This window comes from Pseudomonas sp. UBA6276 (assembly GCF_002438365.1).
Lineage (GTDB): Bacteria > Pseudomonadota > Gammaproteobacteria > Pseudomonadales > Pseudomonadaceae > Aquipseudomonas > Aquipseudomonas coleopterorum.
Window position 1 is genome coordinate 17,479 of sequence record NZ_DJUS01000025.1, and the last position, 8,413, is coordinate 25,891.

An 8,413-nucleotide genomic window follows, 5' to 3' on the forward strand; every position below is an offset into this window, starting at 1 on the left:
GGGCGGCGAGCCCTCTGCCCGCGAAGGGGCCCTCACCGACACCCTCCAGTAAAAAGGCCTCCTCAATCCGCATTGAAACGATCACGGCTGTTGCTCAAATGCAGCCACATCGCCGCCCGTGCCGCATCGGCATCCTGCTTACGAATCGCCTGGTAGATCGCTTCATGTTCCAGGTTCGCCACCTGCCCCAGCTGGGAAAGATCGGCATCGCCCTTCTCCAGCGCGTTGAGCCGAGTGCGCGGAATCATCGCATCACCCAGGTGCTGCATGATGTCGGTGAAATACGTATTACCCGTTGCCTCGGCGATCAGCAGGTGAAAGCGCTTGTCTTCCTCCACGCAGCTGTCGTTGTTGGCCAGCGAGCGCTGATAGTCGTCCAGCGCCTTGCGCATGCGTTGCAGTTGAGACTCGCTGCGGCGCTTGGCTGCCAGGGCGGCCGCCTGAGTCTCCAATCCCAGACGCAACTCGAGAATGCCGCGCACACTGAGCGCCGTGTCGACGTTCAAGCGCAGGCCATGGGCCGGCTCGCGCTGCAGCACGAACGTCCCCACCCCATGCCGGGTTTCCACCAGACCCGATGCCTGCAACCGTGACAAGGCTTCGCGCACCACGGTTCTGCTAACGCCGTGCTCGGCGACGATAGCGCCCTCCGACGGCAGCTTGGCACCCGGCGCCAGGGTGCCCAGGCGGATCTGCTGGCTCAAGGCCTCGACCAGCCCATGGGCCAGGCTGTTTGGTCGCTTCGACATCGATGAGGCTCCCGGACGAAAAAACCGATCATACCTTGCGAGCATCTTCCGGGCGCTGCCGGACCAGCCACAGGATGACGCCGACCGTTCAACAACAGCATCGACAACGCTGAAAAAGATGTATGACAACGACGAATGGCAGATTGGTTGGCCCTGCATACGTTGAGTTCAACGAATATCTAGTTGTATGATGTCTGCCGACCGAGCACGCAGCTGCCGATCGACACAGAAACTACCCGCATAAAAACAATCAGTGGGAGATTTGAATTGTGAGCAATTCAAACGTTGCAACCGGCGATGCCGTCCTGGCCCGCGCCGTCTCGAAAGTGAAGAGTCACGTACTCCCGCTGTTCGTCATCATGTTCATCGTCAACTACATCGATCGGGTCAACATCGGCTTCGTGCGCACGCACCTGGAGCATGACCTGGGCATCGGCGCGGCGGCCTATGGCTTCGGTGCCGGGCTGTTCTTCATCGGCTATGCACTGTTCGAAGTGCCATCCAACATGCTGTTGCAGAAAGTCGGCGCACGGGTCTGGCTGACGCGGATCATGTTCACCTGGGGCATCGTCGCCACGATGATGGCGTTCATTCAGAACGAAACCCACTTCTACATCCTGCGCTTCCTGCTGGGGATCGCCGAAGCCGGCTTCTTCCCTGGCGTGATCTACTACTTCACCCGCTGGTTGCCTGGCGTCGAGCGTGGCAAGGCGATTGCCATCTTCCTCAGCGGCTCGGCCTTGGCCTCGCTGATTTCCGGACCCCTGGCCGGTGCGCTGTTGCAGATCGAAGGCTTGGGGATGCACGGCTGGCAGTGGATGTTCCTGATCGAAGGCCTGGCTTCGGTGCTGCTGTGCTTCTTCGTCTGGTTCTGGCTGGATTCCAAGGTCCACGACGCCAAATGGCTGACCCTGGAGGAGAAAGACGCGCTGGTGGGCGAGATCGATCGCGAACAGCGTGAACGCGATGCCATGCACACCGTCAAGCCGACCTTGGGCACGCTGCTCAAGGATCGCCAGATCCTGCTGTTCTGCCTGATCTACTTCTGCATCCAGCTGACCATCTATGCCGCCACCTTCTGGCTGCCCAGCATCATCAAGAAAATGGGCGGTCTGGATGACCTGCAGGTGGGCTTCCTCAATTCGATACCCTGGCTGATCTCGATCATCGCCATGTACGCGTTTGCCGCGCTGTCGGGCAAGTTCAAGTTCCAGCAGGCCTGGGTGGCCACAGCGCTGCTGATCGCCGCCGCCGGCATGTTCCTTTCCACCACGGGCGGCCCGGTGTTTGCCTTCGTGGCCGTGTGCTTCGCCGCCATCGGCTTCAAGTCGGCGTCCTCGCTGTTCTGGCCCATTCCCCAGGCCTACCTGGACGCGCGCATTGCCGCGGCGGTGATCGCACTGGTGAACTCTGTGGGTAACCTGGGCGGCTTCGTCGCGCCGGCCACCTTCGGTTTCCTGGAGCAGAGCACCGGCTCGATCCAGGGCGGGCTGTACGGCCTGGCCGCGACATCGGTGCTGGCCGCGATCGTGGTGTTCTTCGCCCGTACGCAGCCCAAGCCCGGCAAACCCGTGAGCGGCATCGCCGAACCCGTGCAGGCGCGACCGCTCTGACCAGCGCGATCCCCTGTACCGTTTTCGCCAGGCCCCTGCAGCGCCTGGCGTGGATTCAATGACAAGGAAAACGACATGACCACGCACAACGCCCCCATCGTCACCAGCCTGCAAGTCATTCCGGTTGCCGGGCACGACAGCATGCTGCTCAACCTCAGCGGTGCCCACGGCCCGTTCTTCACCCGCAACATCGTGATTCTCAAGGACAGCGCCGGCAACACCGGGGTTGGCGAGGTGCCCGGGGGCGAGCGCATTCGCGAGACCCTGGAAGACGCCCGCAGCCTGGTGGTGGGCCAGCCCATCGGCCAGTACCAGCAGATCCTCAACCGCATGCGCACCACCTTTGCGGCTCGCGACAGTGCAGGCCGTGGTCTGCAGACGTTCGACCTGCGCATCACCATCCATGCCGTGACGGCCATGGAGGCCGCCCTGCTCGACCTGCTCGGGCAGTTTCTGGAGGTGCCGGTGGCAGCGCTGCTCGGTGAAGGCCAGCAACGCGATGCGGTGAAGATGCTCGGCTACCTGTTCTATGTGGGCGATCGTGGCCAGACCGACCTGGCCTATCGCAGCGAGCCGGACGCCGCTGATGACTGGAGCCGCCTGCGTCACGAAAAGGCAATGACCCCCGAGGCGGTGGTGCGGTTGGCCGAAGCGGCCAAGGCCAAGTACGGCTTCAACGACTTCAAGCTCAAGGGCGGCGTGCTGCGCGGTGCCGAGGAAATCGAGGCGGTGACGGCACTGGCCGAGCGTTTCCCTGACGCGCGCATCACTTTGGACCCCAACGGTGCCTGGTCACTGAAAGAAGCGATCAGCCTGTGCCGTGATCAGCACCATGTGCTGGCCTACGCCGAAGACCCCTGTGGTGCGGAAAACGGCTATTCGGGACGTGAAGTCATGGCCGAATTCCGCCGTGCCACGGGCCTGCCCACCGCCACCAACATGATTGCCACCGACTGGCGCGAGATGGGGCACGCCATTCAATTGCAGTCGGTGGACATCCCGCTGGCCGACCCGCATTTCTGGACCATGCAGGGGTCGGTGCGAGTGGCGCAGATGTGCAACGACTGGGGGCTGACCTGGGGCTCGCACTCCAACAACCATTTCGATATTTCGCTGGCGATGTTCACCCAGGTGGCCGCTGCGGCACCGGGCGAGATCACCGCGATCGACACGCACTGGATCTGGCAGGACGGCCAGCGCCTGACCAAGGAGCCGTTGCAGATCATCGATGGCTTCGTCAAAGTGCCCGCCAAGCCGGGCCTGGGCGTGGACATCGACATGGACGAAGTGGCCAAGGCCCACGAGCTGTACAAGACCAAGGGCCTGGGCGCGCGGGATGACGGCATTGCCATGCAATACCTGATTTCAGACTGGAAATTCGATAACAAGCGCCCCTGCCTGGTGCGCTAAGCCACGTATCGACCCTGTGGGAGCGGGTCTCTGCCCGCGAAACGGAGCATGCGGTGGCTCAGGCATACCGCGGCGGCTGCTTCGCGGGCAGAGCCCGCTCCCACAGTTCTGCTGCCGCCATGCAGACGACTTGAATCTTATGTAGCAGCGGCGCAAGCCGCGTCGGCGGTTTAAGCGGTGCATCTGGGCGAACGCGGTGAAGCCGGACGCGACTCGCGCCGCTGCTACAGGGACGCCGTCCATCGTCTCGACAACTCCCATCCCCGCACAATAGAGCGCTCGATTCAGGTTCAGTTAAGTTTTCACCGGTAACGTTAGTGACAAATGACTCACAAGTCATAATCCTATGTAAATCGTCTCGTCCAGCCGTGAGCTGTGGGAATTTTTACCCGGTAAACTGGGAACCATCTCAAATCCAGCAAGAGGATGAATCATGAGCGACAAGGATCCTACACCGAGCCATGCCGATACGGCTGAAGCCTCCCTGAAACAGATCGTCGACGGCTTTCTGCATTTCCATCATGACGTCTTCCCTCAGCAACAAGAGTTGTTCAAGAAGCTTGCTACCGCACAAGCACCGCGGGCCATGTTCATCACCTGCGCCGACTCGCGCATCGTCCCCGAACTCATCACCCAAAGCTCTCCCGGCGACCTGTTCGTTACTCGAAACGTGGGTAACGTCGTACCGCCCTACGGACAAATGAACGGTGGCGTTTCCACCGCGCTGGAATACGCCATCCTGGCCCTGGGCGTGCAGCACGTCATCGTCTGCGGCCACTCCGACTGCGGCGCCATGCGCGCCGTACTCAACCCCGCTTCGCTGGAAAAGATGCCAACCGTCAAGGCCTGGCTGCGCCACTCGGAAGTGGCCCGCACCGTGGTCGAAGACAACTGCAACTGCGCCAACGAAGCCGAAAGCATGAAAGTGCTGACCGAAGAAAACGTCATCTCCCAGCTGCAGCACCTACGCACCCACCCATCGGTGGCCTCGCGCATGGCCAGTGGCCAGTTGTTTATCCATGGCTGGATCTACAACATCGAAACCAGCGAAATCAAGGCCTACGACGCCGAGCAGGACTGCTTCCGTCCGCTCGACAGAACGACCACGACGCCTAGCGCCACGCCCAAGGGCCGCTTCTAGGTCGCCGTGGCGTCCGTTTGACAGGGCCTGCCTGGCCATCATCTGTCGACAGCACACCTCAACGATTGCTTGCCGAATCCACCTGTAACCGCCGCGCCGGTTGGGCTACAGGGGATTGGGCAGGCACACTGCTGCCTGTCGAAAAGAGTGGCCCGGCTCGCTTGAATGCTTGCAGGAGATTGAACGTGAATATTGCACACATGAAAGCGGTGTTGCCGCGCGAGTTGCTCGCCTCGGTCGTGGTATTTCTGGTCGCGCTGCCGTTGTGCATGGGTATTGCCATCGCCTCGGGAATGCCGCCCTCCAAAGGCCTGATCACCGGCATCATCGGCGGTATCGTGGTCGGCTTCCTGGCCGGCTCGCCGTTGCAGGTCAGTGGCCCGGCCGCCGGCCTGGCCGTGCTGGTCTTCGAACTGGTTCGCCAGCACGGCATGGCCATGCTCGGCCCCATCCTGCTGCTGGCTGGTCTGCTGCAACTGTTGGCCGGGCGTTTCAAGCTCGGTTGCTGGTTCCGCGTCACGGCGCCGGCGGTGGTCTACGGCATGCTGGCCGGTATCGGCGTGCTGATTGTCTTGTCTCAGGTCCACGTCATGCTCGACCGGGCGCCGCAGCCTTCGGGTCTGAGCAACCTGATCGAATTTCCTGCGGTCGTCGGCCAGGCCATGCCCAGCATCGGTGGCGGGCTGGGCTGGCAAGCCGGGTTGTTGGGCCTGCTGACCATCGCCGTCATGTACGCCTGGGAAAAGCTGCGTCCGCAAAAGTTGCGCTTCGTTCCCGGTGCACTGCTGGGCGTCGGGCTGGCCACCGGGCTGAGCCTGTTCTTCGCCATGCCGGTCAAGCGTGTCGAAGTGCCGGCGAACCTGGCTGAAGCCATCGACTGGCTGCGCCCCGCCGACCTGCTCAACCTGGCCGATCCGGCCCTGTTGATCGCCGCCATTGCCGTGGCCTTCATCGCCAGTGCCGAGACGTTGCTGTCAGCGGCTGCGGTGGATCGCATGCACAATGGCCAGCGTTCGGATTTCGATCGCGAACTGTCGGCGCAAGGTGTGGGCAACATGCTGTGCGGCATCCTCGGCGCACTGCCGATGACCGGTGTGATCGTGCGCAGTTCGGCCAACGTCCAGGCCGGCGCGCAGACCCGTCTGTCGGCGATCCTGCACGGTGTCTGGCTGCTCGGTTTCGTCGTCCTGCTGTCCAGCCTGTTGCAGAGCATCCCGGTGGCAAGCCTAGCGGGCGTGCTGGTCTTCACCGGCGTCAAGCTGGTCGACTTCAAGGCCTTCAAGGGCCTGGGCCGCTACGGTCGCATGCCGATGTTCACCTACGCGGCCACGGCCCTGGCGATCGTCTTCACCGACCTGCTTACCGGTGTGCTGCTGGGCTTCGCCCTGACCCTGCTGAAGCTGGCCTTCAAGGCGGCGCGCCTGAAGATCACCCTGGTCGACCAGGCCCCTGGTGAGGTGGAGTTGCGCATGGTGGGCTCGGCAACCTTTCTCAAGGTCCCGGCGCTGACCAAGGCATTGGCGAGCATTCCGGAAGGTACGATTGTCCATGTGCCGCTTGCTGGCCTGACCTACATCGACCACTCCTGCCTGGAACTGCTGGAGGACTGGGGCCGCGCGAATCAGAGCAAGGGCTCGCGGATGATCATCGAAAGCCGCGGCCTCAAGCGGCGCATCGAAGGTCAACTGCGGACCAGCGCAGGCTTCGGCAGCTGACCCGGCAATCGGGAAGCGCTCTGCAGGGCTTGGCGACTAGTGCTCGCCAGGTCCTGTCGCAGCCTGCGAGGTTGCATTCAAGTCCAGGCCAATCCCCAGGCGCCGTGACATGCACGGCCACTGTTTCCATGCTGCCCCGGTCTCGGGGCTGATCAGCTTGTCGCGGTAGGCTTGCACCGACGGCAGCTCGAAGCTTTCATCGCACAGCATCTGGTCCACCGAATGGTGCACGACCTCGTCCAACTCGTTGGCGAAGGTTTCACCGATCAACTGGTGGGCGATCAGGTTGGCCACGGTCATGTCCAGCGGTATCAGCGGCTGGCCGAGGTGACGGATGTACAGATCGTTGATTTCCTCTACCAGGCGATGCGCCAGGTAGGCTTCATCGAGCAGGCCATCCATGCCTGGATGGTCCGCGAGAATGCCGGGCGGTTGCAGGAAGTATTCTTCGGCAATCTTCAGCACCGGATCGATCTGCGATTGGATACCCGCCTTGACCGCCACCTCGCTGGCGGCGTCGAGCAGTTGCGGGACTTCATCGATGTAGGCGCTGACGAAGCGCCACAGGGCGGTGTCGTTGCCTTCAGCGATGTCGATGGACGGGTGCAGCTGCGGCAGCTGCTTTTCCAGGCGCTGCTGCAGCTGGCCGGAAGCGGCCTCGTGTTCGGTGGCACGTTGGATCTGCTCGCGCAATGCGGCGGTGTTCATGAAGGCTCCAGGCGGGTGTCACGAAAGTGAAGTGGGAACGATAGCTGGCCCATCGGGAAGGCTAAGACGCATTTGTCATAGTCGGGACACATTTCATAACGACGCGAACCACTACCCTCCTCATGGCTCGCCTGATAACGTCGCCCCTCTTACGTGCATTGACCCCAGACTCATGACAAAAGCGCAGAAAATCGTCTTCATCGTTGCCGGTGCCCTTGCCTTGCTGATCGGATTGAGCGTTCACCACCTGCTCACCCGGCAGAGCCAACCCAACCGCGCCGCACTGGTCGATGCAGGGATCATCCTGTTGGCCCAGAGTCGCGCGATGCCTGCGCTGCAGATGACCGACCAGGACGGCGCCCCCGTTCACGTCGACCAGCTCAGGGGCAAGTGGTCGCTGCTGTTCTTCGGCTACACGTTCTGCCCGGATATCTGCCCGACCACCCTGGCCAACCTGCGCGACGTGCAGCAACAGCTGCCCAACACCACGCGCGAGCGCTTGCAGGTGGTGCTGATCAGTGTCGACCCGCACCGCGACACCCCCGAGCGGCTCAAGCAGTACCTGGGTTATTTCAAGGCAGGCTTCGAAGGGTGGGTCGCGCCGGTCGAGACCTTGCAGACCTTGGCCAGCGCCATCAGCATTCCGTTCATCCCCGCCGACACGCGCAAGCCCAATTACCTGGTGGAGCACAGCGCCAACCTGGCGTTGATCGGGCCGGATGGGCGCCAGCGGGGGTTCATTCGCGGGCCGATCGACAATGCGAAGATGATCGCCCAGCTTCCGGGGCTGGTCGCGGGCGATTGATTGAGAATGGAAGGTCGAGCTCACACTCGACCTGTCACGGGCTTAAAAAGCGGGCAGCACCGCGCCCTTGTATTTCTCGGTGATGAACTGCTTGAGCTCGGGGCTGTGCAGCGCGGCGGCCAGTTTCTGCATGGCCGGCGAGTCCTTGTTGTCCGGGCGTGCCACCAGAATGTTCACGTAGGGCGAGTCGTTGCCTTCGATGAACAACGCATCCTTGGACGGATCCAGCTTGGCTTCCAGGGCGTAGTTGGTGTTGATCAGCGCCAGGTCGA

General features: G+C 62.4%; 8 protein-coding genes. 5 read left to right on the forward strand and 3 right to left on the reverse strand.

What is annotated here, in order from left to right:
• Positions 1 to 62: 62 nt before the first annotated feature.
• Positions 63 to 749, reverse strand: a complete 687-nt coding sequence (locus B2V21_RS03475) for a FadR/GntR family transcriptional regulator (protein WP_056844879.1) — start codon at positions 747 to 749, stop codon at positions 63 to 65.
• A gap of 266 nt (positions 750 to 1,015) precedes the next feature.
• Between B2V21_RS03475 and B2V21_RS03480 the strand changes: the two genes are divergently transcribed.
• The 4 genes from B2V21_RS03480 (at position 1,016) to B2V21_RS03495 (ending at position 6,628) form a co-directional block, all read left to right on the forward strand.
• The gene (locus tag B2V21_RS03480; RefSeq protein ID WP_376787072.1) at positions 1,016 to 2,362 is read left to right on the forward strand and encodes an MFS transporter; all 1,347 of its coding nucleotides are present in this window, start codon (positions 1,016 to 1,018) and stop codon (positions 2,360 to 2,362) included.
• Positions 2,363 to 2,437: 75 nt separating this feature from the next.
• Entirely contained in the window at positions 2,438 to 3,772 is a 1,335-nt protein-coding gene (gudD, locus tag B2V21_RS03485) for a glucarate dehydratase (RefSeq protein WP_049860501.1), read from the forward strand.
• Between the two features lie 433 nt (positions 3,773 to 4,205).
• Positions 4,206 to 4,913 (forward strand): carbonic anhydrase, encoded by a 708-nt coding sequence (locus tag B2V21_RS03490; protein ID WP_049860502.1) that lies wholly within the window; start codon positions 4,206 to 4,208, stop codon positions 4,911 to 4,913.
• Positions 4,914 to 5,113: 200 nt separating this feature from the next.
• Positions 5,114 to 6,628: a SulP family inorganic anion transporter gene (locus tag B2V21_RS03495; RefSeq protein WP_376787073.1), complete on the forward strand. Its 1,515-nt coding sequence runs from the start codon at positions 5,114 to 5,116 to the stop codon at positions 6,626 to 6,628.
• A 36-nt stretch (positions 6,629 to 6,664) separates the two neighbouring features.
• On the opposite strand, the gene B2V21_RS03500 is transcribed toward B2V21_RS03495, so the two are convergent.
• Positions 6,665 to 7,336 (reverse strand): hypothetical protein, encoded by a 672-nt coding sequence (locus tag B2V21_RS03500; RefSeq protein ID WP_286916040.1) that lies wholly within the window; start codon positions 7,334 to 7,336, stop codon positions 6,665 to 6,667.
• A gap of 172 nt (positions 7,337 to 7,508) precedes the next feature.
• On the opposite strand from B2V21_RS03500, the gene B2V21_RS03505 reads away from it, so the two are divergent.
• Complete coding sequence (locus tag B2V21_RS03505) at positions 7,509 to 8,141, forward strand: SCO family protein (protein WP_192066266.1); 633 nt, start codon at positions 7,509 to 7,511, stop codon at positions 8,139 to 8,141.
• A 42-nt stretch (positions 8,142 to 8,183) separates the two neighbouring features.
• Here the strand turns inward: B2V21_RS03505 and B2V21_RS03510 are convergent.
• Positions 8,184 to 8,413: MetQ/NlpA family ABC transporter substrate-binding protein (locus B2V21_RS03510; protein ID WP_286916041.1), on the reverse strand; the 230-nt coding region annotated here is incomplete at its 5' end.